We start from the raw sequence: 23,248 nt of genomic DNA on the forward strand, positions 1-23,248 counted from the left end.
GGCGCGGGCAGGGGGCGGCGCCGCGTCCGCCAGGGAGCCCGGTGCCGTCCGCACCCGGCGCCGAGCCGGCCGTCGGGACACTGCGGCCGGCACGTCGGGGCGCCCTCGGGACGCCGTCCGGACGTCCCGGAAAACGCCGCCGCCCGGCCGGACCCGCGAGGCGGGCCGGACCGGGCGACGGGACGTTTCTGCCGCTCAGGCAGACGGTGGCGGGCTCAGCCCTCCTCGTGCTGGACGGCGCGACGCGCGTCGGCGTCGAGCACACCCCAGGAGATCAGCTGCTCGGTGAGGACCGAAGGCGACTGGTCGTAGATGACCGCGAGGGTGCGCAGGTCGTCCTGGCGGATCGACAGCACCTTGCCGTTGTAGTCGCCGCGCTGGCTCTGGATGGTGGCCGCGTAGCGCTGCAGCGGGCCGGCCTTCTCCGGCGGCACCTGGGCGAGGCGCTCCAGGTCCAGCACCAGCTTCGGCGGCGGCTCGGCGGCCCCGCCGGGGGTGCTGCCCGGCAGCAGCTCCTGCACCGGCACGCCGTAGAAGTCGGCGAGCTCGGCAAGGCGCTGGACGGTCACGGCACGGTCGCCGCGCTCGTAGGAGCCCACGACCACTGCCTTCCAGCGGCCCTGGGACTTCTCCTCGACACCGTGCAGAGAAAGGCCCTGTTGCGTGCGGATGGCCCGGAGTTTGGCTCCGAGCTGCTTGGCGTAATCGCTGGACATATGGCTCCCCGGACAGAAACTCGGTGACTCACTGTGAGGTTACGCAGCGTAATTCGACCTCGTCAAGCCGAATGGGGCCGACCGGTCTCTGACCTGCACCGGTCCCGTTCGGCCGAGGGGCGCCTGGTACGGTGTCGGGGAACCGAAGACGTCCTTTAACGCCCGTCCCGTGAGGCGGGGAAGGAGGTCCCCGACCCATGGTCGAGAACCACAGCTCAGCCCTGCCCGGCTCCGCCGAGGCACCCGCCGGCGCCCAGCCGCCGGCCGCCCGACCCGTCCTGGAGGGGCCGGACATCGCCCGGGTGCTCACCCGGATCGCCCACGAGATCGTGGAGCGCGCCAAGGGCGCCGAGGACGTGATGCTCCTGGGCATCCCCACCCGCGGTGTCTTCATCGCCCGCCGGCTGGCCGCCAAGCTGGCCGAGATCACCGGGCGGACCGTGCCGGTCGGGTCGCTGGACACCACCATGTACCGCGACGACCTGCGGATGCGTCCGCCGCGCGCGCTCGCCCGCACCGAGATCCCGGGCGACCGGGTCGACGGCCGGCTGGTCGTCCTCGTCGACGACGTGCTCTTCTCCGGCCGCACCATCCGCGCCGCGCTCGACGCCCTCGGGGACATCGGCCGCCCGCGCGCGGTGCAGCTGGCCGTGCTGGTCGACCGCGGCCACCGCGAGCTGCCCATCCGCGCCGACTACGTCGGGAAGAACCTCCCCACCTCGCTGCGCGAGACGGTCAAGGTACTGCTCGCCGAGGAGGACGGCCGCGACAGCGTGCTGCTCGGCCAGAAGGACCCCGGCGCCACCCCGCGAGAGGACGCCCCGCGCGTCTAGTTCCCCACGCCGCCGCCCGGGTCCCCGCCCGGCGCCCCGGCGCGCCCGCGCGACGTGCGGGTCCCCGCCCGCCCGCCCCAGGGGCGCCCGCGCGCCCACCCGCGCGCCGTCCGCCCGCATGCCGTACGACCTGGCCCGATCCAGCCACACGGAGCCGCCACCCATGAACCGCCACCTGATCTCGGCCGCCGACCTCAGCCGCGACGACGCCCTCCTCGTCCTCGACACCGCCGAGGAGATGGCCCGCGTCGCCGACCGGCCGATCAAGAAGCTCCCCACCCTGCGCGGCCGCACGGTGGTGAACCTGTTCTTCGAGGACTCCACCCGCACCCGCATCTCGTTCGAGGCCGCCGCCAAGCGGCTGTCCGCGGACGTCATCAACTTCTCCGCCAAGGGCTCCTCGGTCTCCAAGGGCGAGTCGCTCAAGGACACCGCCCTCACCCTGGAGGCCATGGGCGCCGACGCGGTGGTCGTCCGGCACCACTCCTCCGGCGCCCCGCACCGGCTGGCCACCTCCGGCTGGATCAACTCCTCCGTGGTCAACGCCGGCGACGGCACCCACGAGCACCCCACGCAGGCGCTCCTGGACGCCTTCACCCTGCGCCGCCACCTGTCCGGGACGGGCCGCGACCTGGCCGGCCGCCGGGTCACCGTCGTCGGCGACGTGCTGCACAGCCGGGTGGCCCGCTCCAACGTGCTGCTGCTGACCACCCTGGGCGCCGAGGTCACCCTGGTCGCCCCGCCCACCCTGCTGCCCATCGGCGTCGAGCAGTGGCCCTGCGAGGTCTCCTACGACCTCGACGCGGTCCTCGCCAAGTCCGACGCCGTGATGATGCTCCGGGTCCAGCGCGAGCGGATGAACGCCGCGTTCTTCCCGACCGAGCGGGAGTACGCCCGCCGCTACGGCCTGGACGGACGGCGGATGGCGGCGCTGCCCGAGCACGCCGTCGTCATGCACCCCGGGCCGATGAACCGCGGCATGGAGATCACCGCCGAGGTCGCCGACTCCCCGCGCTGCACCGCCGTCGAGCAGGTCGCCAACGGCGTGAGCACCCGGATGGCCGTGCTGTACCTGCTGCTCGGCGGCTCCGAGCCGGCCCTGTCCACACCCCGGCCCGAAAGCGCCGCGAACCGCACCGAGGAGAACCAGTGACCACCAGCAAGACCCTGATCCGCGGTGCCCGGCTGCTGGGCGGCGAGCCCCGCGACGTCCTCGTCGACGGCGAGCGGATCGCCGAGGTCGGCACCGGCCTGACCGCCGCCGGCGCCCGCGAGGTCGACGCCGACGGGCTGGTGCTGCTGCCCGGCCTGGTCGACCTCCACACCCACCTGCGCGAGCCCGGCCGGGAGGACTCCGAGACGGTCCTCACCGGCACCCGGGCCGCCGCCCTTGGCGGCTACACCGCCGTGCACGCCATGGCCAACACCTTCCCGGTCGCCGACACCGCCGGCGTCGTGGAGCAGGTGTGGCGGCTGGGCCGCGAGTCCGGCTACTGCGACGTCCAGCCGGTCGGCGCGGTCACCGTCGGCCTGGAGGGCAGGAAGCTCGCCGAACTGGGCGCCATGGCCGACTCCGCCGCCCAGGTCCGGGTCTTCTCCGACGACGGCAAGTGCGTGGACGACGCGGTGATCATGCGCCGCGCCCTGGAGTACGTGAAGGCGTTCGACGGCGTCGTCGCCCAGCACGCCCAGGAGCCGCGGCTCACCGAGGGCGCCCAGATGAACGAGGGCACCGTCTCCGGGGAGCTGGGCCTGACCGGCTGGCCGGCCGTCGCCGAGGAGTCGGTCATCGCCCGCGACGTGCTGCTGGCCGCGCACGTCGGCTCGCGGGTGCACATCTGCCACCTGTCCACGGCCGGCTCGGTGGAGATCGTCCGCTGGGCCAAGTCCAAGGGCTGGGCGGTGACCGCCGAGGTCACCCCGCACCACCTGCTGCTCACCGACGAACTGGTGCGCACCTACAACCCGGTCTACAAGGTCAACCCGCCGCTGCGCACCGAGGCGGACGTCCTCGCGCTGCGCGCCGCGCTCGCCGACGGCACCATCGACTGCGTGGCCACCGACCACGCCCCGCACCCCCACGAGGACAAGGACTGCGAGTGGTCCGCGGCCGCCATGGGGATGATCGGGCTGGAGACCGCGCTGTCCGTCGTCCAGCACACCATGGTCGACACCGGCCTGCTGGACTGGGCCGGCGTCGCCGACCGGATGGCCGCCCGCCCCGCCGCCATCGGCCGGCTGGCCGGCCACGGCCGTCCGGTCGCCGAGGGCGAGCCCGCCAACCTGGTGCTGGTCGACCCGGCCTACCGTGGGACGGTCGATCCCGCGGGCTTCGCCTCCCGCAGCCGCAACACCCCCTACCAGGGGCGCGAGCTGCCCGGGAAGGTCGTCGCGACGTTCCTGCGGGGCAAGGCCACGGTCATGGACGGGAAGCTCGTATGACGATCTCCGCAGGGCACCCCGGGGTGCTCAGCGCGCACCCCGCGGTCCTCGCCGCCGAGGGCGGCAAGCACTCCGCACACGTCACCCACTGGGGGGACCGGATCGGCTGGATCATCGGCCTGCTCCTGTTCGTCGCCCTGGTGTACTGGCTGATGCGGCAGGGCTGGCAGTGGCGGCGCACCCTCCAGAGCGACGTGCCCGCGCTTCCGCAGGCGCCCCAGGACCCCGGTCCCGAGCTGCTGGCCGCCGAGGGCCGCTACTTCGGCACCACCACCGCCGGGCAGTGGCTGGACCGGATCGTCGCCCACGGCCTGGGCACCCGCAGCCGGGTCGACGCGGTCCTCACCGAGCAGGGCCTGGACCTGCGGCGCACCGCGGCACCCGGGTTCTTCGTGCCCGCCGCCGCGCTGCGCGGAGCCCGCCCGGACAAGGCCATCGCCGGGAAGGTGCTGCCCGAGGGCGGCCTCCTGGTGGTCACCTGGCAGCACGGCGGCAGGCTCCTCGACACCGGCCTGCGCTTCGACGACCCCGCCGAGCACCGCCGCTGGACCGACGAGCTCAACCGGCTGTCACCCGGCCGCGCCGACCGGCCCGGTACCCCCTCCGACCTTTCCGGCACACCCGCCGGAACCCCCGCGGGCGGCCCCGCCGCCGCACCGGCCTCCCCGGCCGGCCAGCACCACGACAAGGAAGGCGCACGATGACCACCTCCGCCCGAACGGCCGAACCAGCCGTACTCGTCCTGGAGGACGGCCGCACCTTCCGCGGCCGTGCGTACGGGGCGGTGGGGCAGACCCTCGGCGAGGCCGTCTTCTCCACCGGCATGACCGGCTACCAGGAGACCCTGACCGACCCGTCCTACCACCGCCAGGTGGTGGTGATGACCGCCCCGCACGTCGGCAACACCGGCGTCAACGACGAGGACCCCGAGTCCCGCCGCATCTGGGTGGCCGGGTACGTCGTCCGCGACCCCGCCCGGGTCCCCTCCAACTGGCGGTCCCGCCGCGGCCTGGGCGAGGAGCTCGCCGACCAGGGCGTCGTCGGCATCAGCGGCATCGACACCCGCGCGCTGACCCGGCACCTGCGCGAGCGCGGCGCCATGCGGGTCGGCATCTTCTCCGGCGCCGCCCTCGCCGAGGACGCGGTGCTGCTGGACCGGGTCCGCCAGGCCCCGGAGATGTCCGGCGCCGACCTCTCCGCCGAGGTCGCCACCGCCGAGGCGTACACCGTCCCGGCGATCGGCACCAAGCGCTTCACCGTCGCCGCCCTGGACCTGGGCATCAAGGGCATGACCCCGCACCGGATGGCCGAGCGCGGCATCGAGGTGCACGTGCTGCCCGCCACCGCCACCGCCGAGGACGTCTACGCCGTCCAGCCCGACGGGGTGTTCCTGTCCAACGGCCCCGGCGACCCCGCCACCGCCGACCTCACCGTCATCAAGGCGGTGCTGGAGCGCGGCACCCCGCTGTTCGGCATCTGCTTCGGCAACCAGCTGCTCGGCCGGGCCCTCGGCTTCGGCACCTACAAGCTGAAGTACGGCCACCGCGGCATCAACCAGCCGGTCCAGGACCGCTCCACCGGCAAGGTGGAGGTCACCGCCCACAACCACGGCTTCGCCGTCGACGCGCCGATCGACCAGGTCAGCGACACCCCGTACGGGCGCGCCGAGGTCAGCCACGTCTGTCTCAACGACAACGTGGTGGAGGGCCTGCGCCTGTTGGACCGCCCCGCGTTCAGCGTCCAATACCACCCCGAGGCAGCGGCCGGCCCGCACGACGCCGCCTACCTGTTCGACCGCTTCGTTTCCCTGATGGAGGGCGAGCGTGCCTAAGCGCACCGATATCCAGTCCGTCCTGGTCATCGGCTCCGGCCCGATCGTCATCGGCCAGGCCGCTGAGTTCGACTACTCCGGCACCCAGGCGTGCCGGGTCCTCAAGGCCGAGGGCCTCCGGGTCATCCTGGTCAACTCCAACCCGGCGACGATCATGACCGACCCGGAGATCGCCGACGCCACCTACGTCGAGCCGATCACCCCCGAGTACGTCGAGAAGATCATCGCCAAGGAGCGCCCCGACGCCCTGCTGCCCACCCTGGGCGGCCAGACCGCGCTCAACACCGCCATCGCCCTGCACGAGAGCGGCGCCCTGGCCCGCCACGGCGTGGAGCTGATCGGCGCCAACGTCGCCGCCATCCACAAGGGCGAGGACCGCGACCTGTTCAAGAAGGTCGTGGAGGAGGTCCGGCGCAAGATCGGCCACGGCGAGTCCGCCCGCTCGGTGATCTGCCACACCATGGACGACGTGCTGGCCGGCGTCGACACCCTGGGCGGCTACCCGGTCGTGGTCCGCCCCTCCTTCACCATGGGCGGCGCCGGCTCCGGCTTCGCCCACGACGAGGAGGAGCTGCGCCGCATCGCCGGGCAGGGCCTGGCCCTGTCGCCGACCACCGAGGTGCTCCTGGAGGAGTCCATCCTCGGCTGGAAGGAGTACGAGCTGGAGCTGATGCGCGACCGGCACGACAACGTCGTGGTCGTCTGCTCCATCGAGAACTTCGACCCCATGGGCGTGCACACCGGCGACTCCATCACCGTCGCGCCCGCCATGACCCTCACCGACCGCGAGTACCAGGTGCTGCGCGACGTCGGCATCGCCATCATCCGCGAGGTCGGCGTCGACACCGGCGGCTGCAACATCCAGTTCGCGGTCAACCCCGTGGACGGCCGGGTCATCGTCATCGAGATGAACCCCCGCGTGTCCCGCTCCTCCGCGCTGGCCTCCAAGGCGACCGGCTTCCCCATCGCCAAGATCGCCGCCCGCCTCGCCGTCGGCTACACCCTCGACGAGATCCCCAACGACATCACCGAGCAGACCCCGGCCTCCTTCGAGCCCACCCTCGACTACGTGGTCGTGAAGGTGCCGAGGTTCGCGTTCGAGAAGTTCCCGGCCGCCGACTCGACCCTCACCACCACCATGAAGTCGGTCGGCGAGGCCATGGCGATCGGCCGCAACTTCACCGAGGCGCTGAACAAGGCGCTGCGCTCGCTGGAGAAGAAGGGCTCGCAGTTCGACTTCGCCACCCCGGTCGACCCGGCCGCCAAGGACGAGCTGCTGGCGACCGCCGCCCGGCCCACCGACGGCCGGATCAACACCGTCATGGCCGCCATCCGGGCCGGGGCCACCGCCGAGGAGGTCTTCGAGTCCACCCGGATCGACCCGTGGTTCGTCGACCAGCTCTTCCTCATCAAGGAGACCGCCGACGCCCTGGCCGAGGCCGAGCTGCTGGTGCCCGAACTGCTCGCCGAGGCCAAGCGGCACGGCTTCTCCGACGCCCAGATCGCCGGCCTGCGCGGCCTGCGCGAGGACGTCGTCCGCGAGGTCCGGCACGCCCTGGGCATCCGCCCGGTGTACAAGACCGTCGACACCTGCGCCGCCGAGTTCGCCGCCCGCACCCCGTACTTCTACTCGTCCTACGACGAGGAGACGGAGGTCGCCCAGCGCGACCGGCCCGCGGTGATCATCCTGGGCTCCGGGCCCAACCGCATCGGCCAGGGCATCGAGTTCGACTACTCCTGCGTGCACGCCTCCTTCGCGCTGTCGGCCGCCGGGTACGAGACCGTCATGGTCAACTGCAACCCGGAGACCGTCTCCACCGACTACGACACCTCCGACCGGCTCTACTTCGAGCCGCTCACCCTGGAGGACGTCCTGGAGGTCGTGCACGCCGAGGAGCAGGCCGGACCGGTCGCCGGCGTCATCGTCCAGCTCGGCGGGCAGACCCCGCTCGGCCTGGCACAGGCGCTCAAGGACAACGGCGTGCCGGTCGTCGGCACCTCGCCCGAGGCGATCCACCTCGCCGAGGACCGCGGCGCCTTCGGCCGGGTGCTGGCCGAGGCCGGCCTGCCCGCGCCCAAGCACGGCACCGCCACGTCCTTCCCCGAGGCCAAGGCGATCGCCGACGAGATCGGCTACCCGGTGCTGGTGCGCCCCTCCTACGTGCTCGGCGGGCGCGGCATGGAGATCGTCTACGACGAGGCGCGGCTGGCCACCTACATCGCGGAGTCCACCGAGATCAGCCCGACCCGCCCGGTGCTGGTCGACCGGTTCCTCGACGACGCCATCGAGATCGACGTCGACGCCCTCTACGACGGCCACGAGCTGTACCTGGGCGGCGTGATGGAGCACATCGAGGAGGCCGGCATCCACTCCGGCGACTCCGCGTGCGCGCTGCCGCCGATCACCCTGGGCGGCCACGACATCAAGCGGCTGCGCGCCTCCACCGAGGCCATCGCCAAGGGCGTCGGGGTGCGCGGTCTGATCAACATCCAGTTCGCCCTGGCCGGTGACATCCTGTACGTCCTGGAGGCCAACCCGCGCGCCTCCCGGACCGTGCCGTTCACCTCCAAGGCGACCGCCGTCCCGCTGGCCAAGGCCGCCGCCCGCATCTCGCTCGGCGCCACCGTGGCCGAGCTGCGCGCCGAGGGCCTGCTGCCGGCCGAGGGCGACGGCGGCACCCTGCCGCTGGACGCGCCGATCTCCGTCAAGGAGGCCGTGCTGCCCTGGAGCCGGTTCCGCGACACCCAGGGCCGCGGCGTGGACACCGTGCTCGGCCCGGAGATGCGCTCCACCGGCGAGGTCATGGGCATCGACGAGGTCTTCGGCGCCGCCTACGCCAAGTCCCAGGCCGGCGCCTACGGCGCGCTGCCCACCAAGGGCCGCGCGTTCGTCTCGGTCGCCAACCGGGACAAGCGGGCGCTGATCTTCCCCGCCCGGGCGCTGATCGAGCACGGCTTCGAACTGCTGGCCACCTCCGGCACCGCCGAGGTGCTGCGCCGGCACGGCATCGAGGCGCAGGTGGTCCGCAAGCAGAGCGAGGGCACCGGCCCGGACGGCGAGCCCACCGTGGTCACCCTCATCCACGAGGGTGAGATCGACCTCATCGTCAACACGCCCTTCGGCACCGGCGGCCGGCTGGACGGCTGGGAGATCCGCACCGCGGCCGTCTCCCGGGGCGTGCCCTGCCTGACCACCGTCCAGGCGCTGTCCGCGGCGGTGCAGGGCGTCGACGCCCTGACCCACGGCGAGATCGGTGTGCGCTCCCTCCAGGAGCACGCCGCCCGCCTGGCCAGCTCCCGCTGATCGGGTCCCCCGCGCCGGCCCCGCCCCCGGGCCGGCGCGGGGACAGCCCGGGCCCCGGCCCGCTCCCGCCGCCGCCACTTTCCCCCGCGCTCCGCCCGGCCCGCGCCCCGCGCCGGGCCCGCCGCGCGGCACCCACGAAAGCGACCGCATGTACCCGCTCTTCTTCCGCCTCGTCTTCCGCCGCATGGACCCCGAGCGCGCCCACCACCTGGCCTTCCGGTGGATCCGGCTGGCCGCCCGGGTGCCGGTGGCGCGCACGTTCGCCGCGGCCGTGCTGGCACCGCGGTACCGGGAGCTGCGCACCGAGGCGTTCGGCCTGCGGATGCACGGCCCGGTCGGCCTGGCCGCCGGGTTCGACAAGAACGCGGCCGCCATCGACGGCCTGGCCATGCTCGGCTTCGACCACGTGGAGATCGGCACGGTCACCGCGCAGGGCCAGCCCGGCAACCCGCGCAAGCGGATGTTCCGGCTGGTGTCCGACCGGGCGCTGATCAACCGGATGGGCTTCAACAACGACGGCTCCGCCGCGGTCGCCGCCCGCCTGGCACGCCGCAACCCGGTGTTCCGCACCACCGTGGGCGTCAACATCGGCAAGACCAAGGTCGTCCCCGAGCACGAGGCCGCCGCCGACTACGTCACCTCCACCGAGCGGCTGGCGGGGTACGCCGACTACCTGGTCGTCAACGTCTCCTCGCCCAACACCCCCGGCCTGCGCAACCTCCAGGCGACCGAGGCGCTGCGCCCGCTGCTGGCCGCCGTCCGGGAGGCCGCCGACCGCGCCGTCACCGGCCGCCGGGTGCCCCTGCTGGTGAAGATCGCCCCCGACCTCGCCGACGAGGACGTCGACGCGGTCGCCGACCTGGCCGTCGAGCTGGGCCTGGACGGCATCATCGCCACCAACACCACCATCGCCCGCGAGGGCCTGCGCGCCGCCCCCGAGCTGGCCGCCGAGGCGGGCGGCCTGTCCGGCGCGCCGCTCAAGGAGCGCTCCCTGGAGGTGCTGCGCCGCCTGTACGCCCGGGTGGGCGACAAGGTGACACTGGTCGGCGTGGGCGGTGTCGAGGACGCCGAGGACGCCTGGCAGCGCATCCTGGCCGGCGCGACCCTCGTCCAGGGCTACACCGCCTTCATCTACCGCGGCCCGCTGTGGATGCGCCAGGTGCACAAGGGCCTGGCCGCCCGGCTGGCCGCGAGCCCCTACGCCACCCTCGCCGACGCCGTCGGCGCCGAGACCAGGAAGGCCAGCTCATGACCGCCACCCCGGCTTCCCCCGCGGGCTCCCCCAGGACGCCTCCGCCGCGACCCGGCCCGAGCCCTTCGGCGCCCGCCTCCAGCGCGTCATGGACGCCCGCGGCCGGCTGTGCGTCGGCATCGACCCGCACGCCTCCCTGCTCGCCGCCTGGGGGCTGGACGACGACGTCGCCGGCCTGGACCGGTTCGCCATGACGGTGGTGGACGCGCTGGGCGAGCACGCCGCCGTCCTCAAGCCGCAGTCGGCGTTCTTCGAGCGCTTCGGCTCGCGCGGCACCGCCGTGCTGGAGCGGGCCACCGCCCGCGCCCGGGAGGCCGGCGCGCTGGTGCTCACCGACGCCAAGCGCGGCGACATCGGCTCCACCATGGCCGCCTACGCCGCCACCTACCTCGACCCGGCCTCGCCGCTGTTCACCGACGCGGTGACGGTCAGCCCCTACCTGGGCTTCGAGTCGCTGCGCCCGGCGCTCGACATGGCCCGGGCGGCCGGCGCCGGCGTCTTCGTACTGGCGCTGACCTCGAACCCGGAGGGCGCCCAGGTGCAGCGGGCCAGCGGCGCCGACGGCCGCTCGGTGGCGCAGACGGTGCTCGACGCGATCGCCGCCGAGAACGCCCGGGACGCGGCCGCGCTCGCCGGGGGCGCCGCCGACGCGGCCCCGGTGCCCGGGACGGCGGACCGTCCATGGGCTCCGTGGGCGCCGTGGTGGGCGCGACGCTGGCCGCGGCCGACGCGGGGCTGTCCGTCGGCGGCCCGCTGCTCGCCCCGGGCATCGGCGCGCAGGGAGCCACCCCGGCGGACCTGCCGGCGCTCTTCGGCCCGGCGCTGCCGTACGTGCTGCCGAGCGTCAGCCGGGACGTGCTGCGGCACGGTCCGGACGTGGCGGGGCTGCGGAATGCGGCCCGCCGGTATGCGGAAGAGGTCGCCGAGGCGGTCAATGACCGCCGGTAATGCCGGGGAAAGCAGCGGAAAAAAAGGGGCCGGATTCAACAACTTGGCGCCTCGGCAGGGAAACCCGTTCCGGTATGTCCTGAATATCCCCTCGGATTGTCCTCGCGTCGATGCTGACCAGGACTTTTCCTCTGTTCTCGCTGACTTGGGCCGTCGGGACCGCTAGTCTCCCGAGGGAACGCGCCACCAGGCGCGCCGCAGGTCGACCGGGCCATCCGGGTGATCTGCACTCCCTATCCGATTGCTCTACTCCGAGGTGACGTAGGCGTGGCTCTTCCGCCCCTTACCCCTGAACAGCGCGCTGCCGCGCTCCAAAAGGCCGCCGCGGCTCGCCGGGAGCGCGCCGAGGTCAAGAACCGGCTCAAGCACTCCGGCGCTTCGCTGCACGAGGTCATCAAGCAGGGCCAGGAGAACGATGTCATCGGCAAGATGAAGGTCTCCGCCCTGCTGGAGTCCCTGCCCGGTGTCGGCAAGGTCCGTGCCAAGCAGATCATGGAGCGGCTCGGCATCTCCGAGAGCCGCCGGGTCCGCGGTCTGGGCTCGAACCAGATCGCCTCCCTGGAGCGCGAGTTCGGCGGCACCGCCGCCTGACTGGCCGGTTCTTCGACGCTGCTTTCCCTGGGCGAGTGATGTCGGGTCCCGCCGCTCTCGGGAACCGGGGATAATCAGTCCATGAGCAGCTCTGCAGTCTCCCCGGGGGAGGCCAGCCACCTCGTCGCACAGGAGGCTTCCCCGGCCCCCCCGGACAGACGTCCGCGGCTGACCGTGCTCTCCGGCCCCTCAGGGGTCGGCAAGAGCACGGTCGTCGCCCACCTGCGCGGCCAGTACCCCGACGTATGGCTGTCGGTGTCCTGCACCACGCGCAGACCCCGCCCAGGGGAGCGGGACGGCGTCCAGTACCACTTCGTCGACGACGACGCCTTCGACAAGCTGGTCGCCAACGGCGAACTGCTGGAGTGGGCCGAGTTCGCCGGCAACCGCTACGGCACGCCCCGCGGCGCGGTGCTCGACCGCCTCGCGGCCGGGGACCCCGTCCTGCTGGAGATCGACCTCCAGGGCGCCCGGCAGGTCCGCGAGTCCATGCCCGACGCCCGCCTGGTCTTCCTCGCCCCGCCCAGCTGGGACGAACTCGTGCGCCGGCTCACCGGCCGCGGCACCGAACCGCCCGAGGTGATCGAGCGCCGGCTGGCCGCCGCCCGGGTGGAACTCGCCGCCGAGGAGGAGTTCGACCAGACCCTTGTCAACACCTCCGTCGAGGGCGTAGCGCACGAGCTGCTAGCCTTGATGAACATCGGGTGATGTCGGCTGTGTCGGCCCCCCGCCCGCACCGATCACCGTCATCCACGAACAAGGGTAGGTAGAGCGTGTCCTCTTCCATCACCACGCCCGAGGGCATCATCAACCCGCCGATCGACGAACTGCTTGAGGCGACCGACTCCAAGTACAGCCTGGTGATCTACGCCGCCAAGCGCGCCCGGCAGATCAACGCGTACTACTCCCAGCTCGGCGAGGGCCTGCTGGAGTACGTCGGCCCGCTGGTGGACACCCACGTCCACGAGAAGCCGCTGTCCATCGCGCTGCGGGAGATCAACGCCGGTCTGCTGACCTCCGAAGCGGTCGAGCCGCCGGCCGACCGGTAACGCACTCCGGCGGAGCACCAGCGCTCCGCCCCACACCACCGGCCCGGCGGGACGACCGCCGGGCCGGTGGTGTGTCATGGGGAGGGCGGCACCGGAGGGCCGGTCCGCCCGGCGCCGTCGGAAAGGTGGGACAGGCAGTGGACAGGTCAGAGGGGTCGGCCGGGCCGGGCAGGCCGCGGGTCGTGCTGGGGGTGAGCGGCGGCATCGCCGCCTACAAGGTGTGCGAGCTGCTGCGCCGGTTCACCGAGTCCGGACACGACGTGCGGGTGGTGCCGACCGAGTCGGCGCTGCGCTTCGTCGGCGAGGCGACCTGGGCCGCCCTCTCCGGCCACCCGGTGGAGACCGGCGTGTTCGACCGCGCCGACCAGGTGCCGCACGTCCGGATCGGCCGCCAGGCCGACCTCGTCGTGGTGGCCCCCGCCACCGCCGACATGCTTGCCAAGGCCGCCCACGGCATCGCCGACGACCTGCTCACCAACACCCTCCTCACCGCCCGCTGCCCGGTCGTCTTCGCACCCGCGATGCACACCGAGATGTGGGAGCACCCCGCCACCCGGGAGAACACCGCCACGCTGCGCCGCCGCGGCGCCGTCGTCATCGAGCCCGCCACCGGCCGGCTCACCGGAGCCGACACCGGCAAGGGGCGGCTGCCCGACCCCGCGGAGATCTTCTGGACCTGCCGCCGGGTGCTCGCCCGCGGCCCGGTCCGCCCCGACCTGGCCGGCCGCCACGTGGTGGTCAGCGCCGGCGGCACCCGCGAGCCCCTGGACCCGGTCCGCTACCTGGGCAACCACTCCTCCGGCAAGCAGGGCCACGCCCTGGCCCGCACCGCCGCCGCCCGCGGCGCCCGCGTCACCCTGGTGGCCGCCAACACCGAGCTGCCGGACCCGGCCGGGGTCGACGTGGTCCGCGTCGGCAGCGCCGAGGAGCTGCGTACCGCCGTGCTGGCCGCCGCCGAGGAGGCCGACGCCGTGGTGATGGCCGCGGCCGTCGCGGACTTCCGGCCCGCCGCCTACGCCGCTGGCAAGATCAAGAAGCGGGACGGCGAGGACCCCGCCCCCCTGGAACTCGTCCGCAACCCCGACATCCTGGCCGAGCTGAGCGCCGACCGCGCCCGCCCCGACCAGGTCGTGGCCGGGTTCGCCGCCGAGACCGACGACGTCCTGGCCAACGGCCGCGCCAAGCTCGCCCGCAAGGGCTGCGACCTCCTCGTGGTCAACGAGGTCGGCGGCGGCAAGGCGTTCGGCACGGAGGACAACGAGGCCGTCGTCCTCGGCGCCGACGGCAGCGCCACCCCGGTGCCGTTCGGTCCCAAGGAGGACCTGGCCGACCTGCTGTGGGACCTCGTCGCCGCCCGGCTGCCCGCCCGGCCCCGGCCTGACGGCGGCCGTCAGGCTGCCCGGGTCCCTTCCCGCCCGACCTGGGCACGGCCCACGTCGTCCTGGTCCTGCCGCCCGGGACGCGCCGCGCGGTCGTGCCGTCGGACGCCCGACCCGCGCGGTCGTGCCGTCGGACGTCCGACCCGCGCGGTCGCGCCGTTAGGCGTCCGTACGGCGCTCCCCGGTGTCCCGGCACCGCTCCGGAGGGCTCCTCCGGTAGTCCTTCCGCACGGAACGGGCCGCACGGAACGGCTCGCCGCCCGGCTCGCGGGGTTTCCCGGGCGGGGGAGCGCGCCCCAGATCCCGCGCGAGGCCGCCGCGGGGTTCCGCCGCGGCCCTCGCGCACGGCCGCGGCGGACCCGAGAATCCGTTCTGACCAGGGCTTTCGCCGTGGGCGTGGCGCGCCGCCCGGGGGCCGGTGGTGGACACGGCGGCCGCACTGTGGCATATCCAATGCACGAGATGCCTGGTCCACGGGTACGGCTCGGGAGATAAGCTTGCCTCGGAACGCGGGGCACTCCCCGGCGTTCCGTCCGGATTCAGCCAGCAGCCGCTGCAACCCCAGGGAGCGATGTGTCCCGCCGCCTGTTCACCTCGGAGTCGGTGACCGAGGGTCACCCCGACAAGATCGCTGACCAGATCAGCGACACCATTCTCGACGCCCTGCTCACCGCCGACCCCGCCTCGCGCGTCGCGGTGGAGACGCTGATCACCACCGGGCAGGTGCACATCGCGGGTGAGGTGACCACGAGCGCGTACGTGGACATCGCCTCGCTGGTGCGGGCCCGGATCCTGGAGATCGGCTACGACTCGTCGAAGAAGGGCTTCGACGGCGCGTCGTGCGGCGTCTCGGTGTCGATCGGCGCGCAGTCGCCGGACATCGCGCAGGGTGTGGACAGCGCCTACGAGCAGCGGGTCGAGGGCGACGAGGACGCGCTGGACAAGCAGGGCGCGGGTGACCAGGGCCTGATGTTCGGCTACGCCTCGGACGAGACGCCCGAGCTGATGCCGCTGCCGATCATGCTGGCGCACCGGCTGTCGAAGCGGCTGTCGGAGGTGCGCAAGAACGGCACCATCCCCTACCTGCGCCCCGACGGCAAGACGCAGGTCACCATCGAGTACGACGGTGACAAGGCGGTTCGCCTGGACACGGTCGTGGTCTCCTCGCAGCACGCCTCGGACATCGACCTGGAGTCGCTGCTGACCCCGGACATCCGGGAGTTCGTCGTCGAGGTGGAGCTGAAGGCGCTGCTCGACGAGGGCATCAAGCTGGACACCGAGGGCTACCGCCTGCTGGTCAACCCGACCGGCCGCTTCGAGATCGGCGGCCCGATGGGTGACGCGGGTCTGACCGGCCGGAAGATCATCATCGACACCTACGGCGGCATGGCCCGCCACGGTGGCGGCGCCTTCTCGGGCAAGGACCCGTCCAAGGTGGACCGCTCGGCGGCCTACGCGATGCGCTGGGTGGCCAAGAACGTGGTCGCCGCCCGTCTGGCCTCCCGCTGCGAGGTGCAGGTCGCGTACGCCATCGGCAAGGCCGAGCCGGTCGGCCTGTTCGTGGAGACCTTCGGCACCGCCAACGTCGAGGTCGAGAAGATCGAGCAGGCCATCTCGGACGTCTTCGACCTGCGCCCGGCCGCGATCATCCGCGACCTGGACCTGCTGCGCCCGATCTACGCCCAGACCGCCGCGTACGGGCACTTCGGCCGCGAGCTGGAGGACTTCACCTGGGAGCGCACCGACCGGGTGGACGCGCTGCGCGCCGCCGCCGGCCTGGAGTAACCCGCTCGACGCCGCCGGAAGGCCCGGCCCCTGGGAGGTCATCCCGGCGGGCCGGGCCTTCCCGCGTCCCACGGCCCGGTCCACCGCTGTGTCCGGTGCCCGGTCCACCGCTGTGTCCGGTGCCCGGTCCACCGCTGTGTCCACCGCCCGGTCCACCGCTGTGTCCGGTGCCCGTTCCGCCGCCCTGCCCACCGCCGTGTCCCACGCCACGCCCCTGGCCCGGGCAGAGAGACTTCCGGACGCCGCCGCACCGCCCCCACCTGGGCCGTGGTGGTGCGGCGGTGTCCGACCGGTCTGGTAGACATCCCTACGTGAGCGGAGGCGGCGGACCGGGAGGCGCGACGCCGGACCGGCGGCAGGCGCCGCGGCCCGGCGGCAGCGCGGTGCGCCCCGGCGACCCGGCGTCCGATGCCGGTCCGGGCGGCCCGGAGCGCGACGGCCGGCCGGCCCAGGCCCGCGGAGCGGCGGCCCCGAGGGCGCCGGCGAGCAGCTCGCCCTCATCCGCGAGACCGTCCGCAAGGCCAAGGAGCCCCGGGCCAAGCCCCGCACCTGGCGTGGGGCGGCCCTCGCCGAGGGCCTGCCGGTGGCGCGGGTGCTGGTCGACAAGGGCTTGGTCCACCTCGACCAGTTCTTCGACTACGCGGTGCCCGCCGCCATGGACGAGGAGGCCCGTCCCGGCGCCCGGGTCCGGGTCCGGTTCGGCGCCCGGGTGGTGAAGGGCCGCCGCGAGGGCGGCAGCCTGCACGACGGCTTCATCGTCGAGCGCCGCACCGACAGCGACTACGCCGGCCCGCTCGCCCCCCTCGCGCAGGTCCTGTCGCCCGAGCCGGTGCTCAGCCCGCCGCTGCTGCGGCTGTGCCGCCAGGTCGCCGACCGGTACGCCGGAGCCCTCGCCGACGTGGTGCAGCTCGCCGTCCCGCCCCGGATGGCCCGCGCCGAGCGCGACCCCTCACCCGCCCCGCTGCCCGCCCCGGAGCCCCCGTGTCCGGCTCCTGGGCGCGCTACCCGACCGGGCCCGCCTACCTCCAGGCGCTGGCCCGCGGCGACACCCCCCGTGCGGTCTGGCTCGCGCTGCCCGGGCCGCACTGGCCGCACGAACTGGCCGCCGCCATGGCCGCCACCCTCGCCTCGGGCCGCGGGGCCCTGGCGGTGCTGCCCGACGGCCGCAGCGCCGCCCGCGTCGACGCCGCCCTGACCGCGCTGGTCGGCGCCGGCCGGCACGTGCTGCTCACCGCCGACGCCGGCCCCGAGGAGCGCTACCGGCGCTGGCTCGCGGTGAGCAGGGGAGCGGTGCGCGCCGTCGTCGGCACCCGGGCGTCGATGTTCGCCCCGGTCGCCGACCTGGGCCTGGTCGCCCTGTGGGACGACGGCGACGGCAGCCACGCCGAACCGCACGCGCCCCAGCCGCACGCCCGTGAGGTGCTGCTGCTGCGGGCCCGCGAGGAGCGCGCCGCGCTGCTGCTCGGAGGTGTCACCACCACGGCCGAGGGGGCCCAGCTCGTCGACAGCGGCTGGGCGCTGCCACTGGCCGCCGCGCGGGAGCAGGTGCGGGCCGCCGCTCCGCTGGTCCGCACCGTCGGCGACCTGGACCAGGCCCGGGACGAGGCGGCCCGCGCGGCCCGGCTGCCGTCGCTGGCCTGGCAGGTCACCCGCGAGGCCCTGGCCCGCGGCCCGGTGCTGGTCCAGGTGCCGCGGCGCGGCTACGTACCGCGGCTGGCCTGCGACAACTGCCGCGAGCCCGCCCGCTGCGCCGCCTGCGCCGGGCCGCTGGAGATCCGCGAGGGCGGCGGCCCGCCCGCCTGCGGCTGGTGCGGGCGGCCGGCGGCGGACTGGCACTGCCAGGAGTGCGGCGGCTTCCGGCTGCGGGCCCGGGTGGTGGGTGCCCGCCGTACCGCCGAGGAGCTGGGCCGGGCCTTCCCGCAGGTGCCGGTGCGCACCTCCGGCCGGGACGCCGTGCTCGCCACGGTCGGGGACGCGCCCGCGCTGGTGGTCGCCACGCCCGGCGCCGAGCCGGTGGCCGACCGCGGGTACGCCGCCGCGCTGCTGCTCGACGGCTGGGCCCTGCTCAACCGCCCCGACCTGCGGGCGGGGGAGGAGGCACTGCGGCGCTGGGCGCTGGCGGCGACCCTGGTCCGGCCGGCGGGGGAGGGCGGCACGGTCGTGGTGCTCGCCGAGCCGACGCTGCGCCCGGTGCAGGCACTGGTGCGCTGGGACCCGGCCGGCCACGCCGTGCGGGAGCTGTCCGAGCGGGCCGAGCTGCGCTTCCCTCCGGTCGCCCGGATGGCGGCGGCGGCCGGGCCCTCGGCGGCGCTCGCCGAGTTCGCCGAGCTGGTCCGGCTGCCTCCGGGCACGGACGTCCTCGGCCCGGTGGCCTATCCGCGGCCCTCCGGGGAACCGTGGGAGCGGCTGCTGTACCGGGTGGCGCCGGGCGGCGGCGCCGCGCTCGCCGCGGCGCTGAAGACCGCGCAGGTCGCCCGCGCGGCCCGGCCCGGCCACGGCGGGCCGCTGTACGTCCGCATGGACCCGCCGGACATCGGCTGAGGCGCCCGGACCGCCCGGACCGGTACGGCGGGCGCGCTCCGTGGGCAGCCAGCCAGCCGTACCCGTCCGAGGCGCGGCCGGCGCCGAGGGGTGCCGACGGCGGGGGTTCGCCTCGCGCGGGACCGGCGGGCGGCGCCTGCCGGGGCGACCTGGCCCTGGGCGCCCGAACCTCCCGCGCGCGGGGGGCGTGAACCCCGTCCGCTGTCTGGAGGGGCCCCTGCCGCCTGCCGCCTGCCGCCTGCCGCCTGCCGGTCTCCGGGGCCGGGGACCGCGGCGCCTACGGGTTGCGGGGGCCGGGGAAGACGGGCGCCGGGTCGTCGCGGACCGTGCGGGCGGCCGGGACCGTCGGGGCGGCCTCCTCGGCGGCGGGGCGGCGCCCTCCGTAACGGCGGTGCACCGCCTGCTTCGTCACACCGAGTGCCGAACCCACGGCGTCCCATGAGAAGCCCAGCGAGCGGTCGAACTCCACCGCCGCCGTCACGAGGGTCTCGACGCTGTCGCGCAACTCCTGCGCGAGCCGGACGGTGGGCGCCGGGGCCCGGCCGTAGACCACGAAACCCGCGCTGGGGCCGCCGCGCCGCGGCCGGTAGACGTTGCCCAGCTGGGCGGTCAGGGTGCGCAGGGCGTCCACCTGGCGGCGGACCCGCTCGATGTCCCGCACCAGCAGGTGCAGGCTCGCTCGCGCCTGGGCGTCGGGGGTTGCGTGGTCGGGCATCGACAAGCCTCTCCAACCGGCGGTTCCATGGACGGGCGGCGCGATCGAGCCCTGCGCCGACCCGGTTTCAGTCACACTCTCTTGCCCAACGCGCCACAGCCCCGCTGGTCACGCTCAGCAGGCGCGGCCCGCCGGTGAGGGGGCGTGCGCCCCCTCACCGCGCACCCCCTGGCCCGCCGTCCACGCCCCAGTCGCGCCGGGGCGCGCGGACCCGAACCGGCCCACCACGAGTGCCCGCCCGTACGGGTGTTCTGGAGGAATCCGCACAGCGTCCGGTCCGGGAACGTCACGGTCTGCCCGCTCGCCGCCCTGGCACGGCCGTCCGCCGCGTTGCGGTACCGGCCGAGCAGGCCCACTACGAGGCCGGTTCGGCGCCTTGCGGCTGACCGCGCCAGGACACCTCGCCACCGGGCGAACCTCGCCAGCCACGGCACTAGAATCGGACGCCCGCCCGGACCCGCGGCCCCCGCCCGGGTCCCGCGGCCGAACCGCCCGACCGCAAGGGAGGGGCCCCGTGCCCGTCAAGCCCATCCGCCTGTTCGGTGATCCGGTGCTGCGCATGACGGCGCAGCCGGTCACCACCTTCGACAAGGAGCTGCGCACCCTCGTCAAGGACCTCACCGAGACCATGCTGGAGGCTCCGGGCGCCGGCCTGGCCGCACCCCAGATCGGCGTGTCCCTGCGGGTGTTCACCTACAACGTCGCGGGCGAGGTCGGCCACCTCGTCAACCCCGAGCTCACCCTCGGCGAGGAGGAACAGGACGGGGCCGAGGGCTGCCTGTCGCTGCCCGGTCTGACGATGGACTGCGTGCGCGCGCTCACCGTCGTCGCCAAGGGGTTCGACATGCACGGCGAACCGGTGGTCCTCCAGGGCAGCGACCGGCTCGCCCGCTGCATCCAGCACGAGACCGACCACCTCGACGGCGTGCTCTTCATCGACCGGCTCGACCGGGAGCGGCGCAAGGCCGCGATGAAGGCCATCCGGGAGACCGACTGGGGCGCCGAGGGCGCCCCGCAGGTGAAGATCTCACCCCACGACACGTTCGGCCGCGCCTGGTAGGTCCCGCGAGCCGGCCCGGGCCGAGCCGTACGGCACCAGGCACGGCTCGTACGACACGCCGGCGCTGACCGCCGCCGCCCCCGTTCCGCCCCCGTTCTCCTTCCGCGACTCTCCGCGACTCTTCTCGACCGTCCACCTTTTCCGCGACCGCCCACCCGAGAGGCACACCCAGCACGATGAGGCTCGTCTTCGCCGGCACCCCCGAGGTAGCCCTGCCCGCCCTGGACGCCCTGCTCGCCTCCGGGCGGCACGAGGTGGCCGCCGTCGTGACCCGGCCCGACGCCACCGCCGGCCGCGGGCGCAAGCTGCTGGCCAGCCCCGTCGCCCAGCGGGCCGAGGAGGCCGGCATCGAGGTGCTCAAGCCCGCCCGGCCGCGTGACGAGGACTTCCTCGTCCGGCTGCGGGAGATCGCCCCCGACTGCTGCCCGGTGGTCGCCTACGGCGCCCTGCTGCCGCGCACCGCGCTGGACGTGCCCCGGTTCGGCTGGGTCAACCTGCACTTCTCGCTGCTGCCGGCCTGGCGGGGCGCCGCGCCGGTGCAGCACGCCGTGATGGCCGGCGACGAGGTCACCGGCGCCTCCACCTTCCTCATCGAGGAGGGCCTGGACTCCGGCCCCGTCTACGGGGTGACGACCGAGCTGATCAAGCCCGCCGACACCAGCGGCGACCTGCTGGAGCGGCTCGCGCACAGCGGCGCGGGGCTGCTGGCCGCCACGATGGACGGCATCGAGTCCGGCGAGCTGACGGCCCGGCAGCAGCCCGAGGAGGGCGTCAGCCTGGCCCCCAAGATCACCGTCGAGCACGCCCGGGTGGACTGGAGCGCCCCCGCGCTGCGCGTCGACCGGCTGGTGCGCGGCTGCACCCCCGCGCCGGGCGCCTGGACGCTCGCGGCGGGGGAGCGGCTGAAGCTCGGTCCGGTCTCGCCCGCGCCCGAGGTGACCGGTCTGGCCCCCGGCGAACTGGCCGTCGGCAAGAACGCCGTGCACGTGGGCACCGGCAGCCACGCTGTCGCCCTCGGCGAGGTGCAGGCCGTCGGCAAGCGCCGGATGGCGGCGGCGGACTGGGCCCGCGGCACCCGCGTCGCCTCCGGGAGCCGACTCGGGGAGTGACCCCCCTCGGCCCCCGGCGGCACCCGGTTCGGGCCGTGGCCCGCGTGGCGCAGGGCGGCCGACCGGCGGCCCCGCGCCGCGCCGGCCAGCCACCCCGTACCCTTGACTGGCGGGCCACTTCCCGCAGGTCGGAAGGCCGGACGCCCGCAGCGTCCGGCGGTAGCGACGGCCTCCCCGCCCTCCAGCTCGACCCCAGCACACCGGAGCACCTTTGAAGACCACGCAGGCGAAGCCGTACCGGCGTCCCAAGCGCGACCCGGTCCGCATCCTGGCCTTCGAGGCGCTGCGGGCCGTCGACGAACGGGACGCCTACGCCAACCTGGTGCTGCCCAGCCTGCTGAAGGACGCCGCCGAGGAGGCCGTGGCCAAGGGCCGCACCTTCGACCGGCGCGACGCCGCGCTGGCCACCGAGCTGGTCTACGGCACCCTGCGCAACCAGGGCACCTACGACGCGGTGATCGCCGCCTGCGTGGACCGGCCGCTGCGCGAGGTCGACCCGCCGGTGCTCGACGTCCTCGCGCTCGGCGCCCACCAGCTGCTCGCCACCCGCATCCCCAGCCACGCGGCGGTCTCCGCCACCGTCGAGCTGGCCCGGGTGGTGCTCGGCGACGGGCGGGCCCGGTTCGTCAACGCGGTGCTGCGCCGGATCAGCGCCCGGGACCTGCCGGACTGGCTGGAGCAGGTCGCGCCGCCGTACGACGAGGACCCGGAGGAGCACCTCGCGGTGGTCCACTCCCACCCGCGGTGGATCGTCTCCGCGCTGTGGGACGCGCTCGGCGGCGGCCGGGCCGGGATCGAGGAGCTGCTGGCCGCCGACAACCAGCGGCCCGAGGTGACGCTGGTGGCCCGGCCCGGCCGCGCCACCCCCGAGGAGATCGCCGCCTCGCTGCCGCCGGAGGCGGCCGTGCCCGGCCGCTGGTCCCCGTACGCGGTGCGGCTGGCCGAGGGCGGCGATCCGGCGGCGGTGCCGGCCGTGCACGAGGGCCGGGCCGGCGTCCAGGACGAGGGCAGCCAGCTGGTGGCCGCGGCGCTGGCCGCGGCGCCGCTGGAGGGCCGCGACACCCGCTGGCTCGACGGCTGCGCCGGCCCCGGCGGCAAGGCCGCGCTGCTGGCGGCGCTGGCCGCGCGGCGGGGCGCGACGCTGGCCGCGGCCGAGAAGCAGCCGCACCGGGCCCGCCTGGTCAGCCGGGCGCTGGCCGGCAACCCCGGCCCCTACCAGGTGGTGGTCGCCGACGGCACCCGCCCGGTGTGGGCCGAGGGCTCCTTCGACCGGGTGCTGGTCGACGTGCCCTGCACCGGGCTGGGCGCGCTGCGCCGCCGCCCCGAGGCGCGCTGGCGGCGCCGGGCCGAGGACGTCGACGGGTTCGGGCCGCTCCAGCGGGCCCTGCTCACCGAGGCGCTGCGGGCGGTACGGGTCGGCGGGGTCGTCGGCTACGCCACCTGCTCCCCGCACCTGGCCGAGACCCGGGCGGTGGTGGAGGACGTGCTCGCCTCGGCCCACGCCCCGGCCGCCGAGCCGATCGACGCCCGCCCGCTGCTGCCGGGCGTCCCCGACCTCGGCGACGGCCCGACCGTCCAGCTGTGGCCGCATGTGCACGGCACCGACGCGATGTTCCTGGCCCTGCTGCGCCGCACGGCCTGAAAACCGGCCGCCGCCCCGCCGCGTACGGCGGGGGCGGGGCTCACGGGCTCG

The 23,248-nt window shown here is 74.9% G+C and carries 16 protein-coding genes and 3 pseudogenes; 17 read left to right on the top strand and 2 right to left on the bottom strand.

The genetic code is table 11. The features are described from left to right. Positions 1-215: 215 nt before the first annotated feature. Positions 216-716, bottom strand: coding sequence for a transcriptional regulator BldD (bldD, locus tag BS72_RS28080; protein ID WP_037914549.1), 501 nt, complete (start codon positions 714-716; stop codon positions 216-218). Positions 717-913: 197 nt separating this feature from the next. On the opposite strand from bldD, the gene pyrR reads away from it, so the two are divergent. The 14 genes and pseudogenes from pyrR (at position 914) to BS72_RS28150 (ending at position 18,671) form a co-directional block, all read left to right on the top strand. Next, a complete protein-coding gene (gene pyrR / locus BS72_RS28085) occupies positions 914-1,549 on the top strand; it encodes a bifunctional pyr operon transcriptional regulator/uracil phosphoribosyltransferase PyrR (protein ID WP_051951775.1) in 636 nt (211 codons plus the stop codon). 163 nt (positions 1,550-1,712) lie between these two features. Continuing rightward, on the top strand, positions 1,713-2,702 hold the full coding sequence (locus BS72_RS28090) for an aspartate carbamoyltransferase catalytic subunit (protein ID WP_037914550.1): 990 nt from the start codon (positions 1,713-1,715) through the stop codon (positions 2,700-2,702). Then, the gene (locus BS72_RS28095; RefSeq protein ID WP_037914553.1) at positions 2,699-3,991 is read left to right on the top strand and encodes a dihydroorotase; all 1,293 of its coding nucleotides are present in this window, start codon (positions 2,699-2,701) and stop codon (positions 3,989-3,991) included. The genes BS72_RS28090 and BS72_RS28095 overlap by 4 nt, the downstream gene beginning before the upstream one ends. After that, entirely contained in the window at positions 3,988-4,695 is a 708-nt protein-coding gene (locus BS72_RS28100) for a PH-like domain-containing protein (RefSeq protein WP_063836155.1), read from the top strand. The genes BS72_RS28095 and BS72_RS28100 overlap by 4 nt, the downstream gene beginning before the upstream one ends. Next, positions 4,692-5,822 (top strand): glutamine-hydrolyzing carbamoyl-phosphate synthase small subunit, encoded by a 1,131-nt coding sequence (gene carA / locus BS72_RS28105; protein WP_037914555.1) that lies wholly within the window; start codon positions 4,692-4,694, stop codon positions 5,820-5,822. The genes BS72_RS28100 and carA overlap by 4 nt, the downstream gene beginning before the upstream one ends. Continuing rightward, a complete protein-coding gene (gene carB, locus BS72_RS28110; RefSeq protein WP_037914556.1) occupies positions 5,815-9,126 on the top strand; it encodes a carbamoyl-phosphate synthase large subunit in 3,312 nt (1,103 codons plus the stop codon). Before carA ends, carB begins: the two co-directional genes overlap by 8 nt. A gap of 148 nt (positions 9,127-9,274) precedes the next feature. Further along, positions 9,275-10,378 (top strand): quinone-dependent dihydroorotate dehydrogenase, encoded by a 1,104-nt coding sequence (locus BS72_RS28115; RefSeq protein ID WP_037914558.1) that lies wholly within the window; start codon positions 9,275-9,277, stop codon positions 10,376-10,378. A gap of 88 nt (positions 10,379-10,466) precedes the next feature. Continuing rightward, positions 10,467-11,326, top strand: a pseudogene (gene pyrF, locus BS72_RS28120) (orotidine-5'-phosphate decarboxylase). 267 nt (positions 11,327-11,593) lie between these two features. Beyond that, entirely contained in the window at positions 11,594-11,917 is a 324-nt protein-coding gene (locus BS72_RS28125; protein ID WP_037914559.1) for an integration host factor, read from the top strand. 81 nt (positions 11,918-11,998) lie between these two features. Then, complete coding sequence (gmk, locus tag BS72_RS28130) at positions 11,999-12,625, top strand: guanylate kinase (protein ID WP_078901694.1); 627 nt, start codon at positions 11,999-12,001, stop codon at positions 12,623-12,625. Between the two features lie 65 nt (positions 12,626-12,690). After that, positions 12,691-12,966 (top strand): DNA-directed RNA polymerase subunit omega, encoded by a 276-nt coding sequence (gene rpoZ / locus BS72_RS28135; RefSeq protein ID WP_037914565.1) that lies wholly within the window; start codon positions 12,691-12,693, stop codon positions 12,964-12,966. Positions 12,967-13,103: 137 nt separating this feature from the next. Beyond that, a pseudogene (gene coaBC, locus BS72_RS28140) lies at positions 13,104-14,327 on the top strand (bifunctional phosphopantothenoylcysteine decarboxylase/phosphopantothenate--cysteine ligase CoaBC); the annotation flags it as partial. 591 nt (positions 14,328-14,918) lie between these two features. Next, entirely contained in the window at positions 14,919-16,130 is a 1,212-nt protein-coding gene (gene metK, locus BS72_RS28145) for a methionine adenosyltransferase (protein WP_037914567.1), read from the top strand. Positions 16,131-16,629: 499 nt separating this feature from the next. Next, a pseudogene (locus BS72_RS28150) lies at positions 16,630-18,671 on the top strand (primosomal protein N'). 277 nt (positions 18,672-18,948) lie between these two features. Here BS72_RS28150 and BS72_RS28155 read toward each other — a convergent pair. Then, on the bottom strand, positions 18,949-19,386 hold the full coding sequence (locus BS72_RS28155; RefSeq protein WP_037914571.1) for a hypothetical protein: 438 nt from the start codon (positions 19,384-19,386) through the stop codon (positions 18,949-18,951). Positions 19,387-19,900: 514 nt separating this feature from the next. Here BS72_RS28155 and def point away from each other — a divergent pair. The 3 genes from def (at position 19,901) to BS72_RS28170 (ending at position 23,197) form a co-directional block, all read left to right on the top strand. Beyond that, on the top strand, positions 19,901-20,446 hold the full coding sequence (def, locus tag BS72_RS28160) for a peptide deformylase (RefSeq protein WP_037914572.1): 546 nt from the start codon (positions 19,901-19,903) through the stop codon (positions 20,444-20,446). A gap of 176 nt (positions 20,447-20,622) precedes the next feature. After that, a complete protein-coding gene (gene fmt, locus BS72_RS28165; protein ID WP_037914573.1) occupies positions 20,623-21,555 on the top strand; it encodes a methionyl-tRNA formyltransferase in 933 nt (310 codons plus the stop codon). Positions 21,556-21,766: 211 nt separating this feature from the next. Further along, entirely contained in the window at positions 21,767-23,197 is a 1,431-nt protein-coding gene (locus BS72_RS28170; RefSeq protein ID WP_037914575.1) for an RsmB/NOP family class I SAM-dependent RNA methyltransferase, read from the top strand. The last annotated feature ends 51 nt before the right edge of the window (positions 23,198-23,248 follow it).

It is taken from the genome of Actinacidiphila yeochonensis CN732, from assembly GCF_000745345.1.
GTDB classification, from domain to species: Bacteria; Actinomycetota; Actinomycetes; order Streptomycetales; family Streptomycetaceae; genus Actinacidiphila; species Actinacidiphila yeochonensis.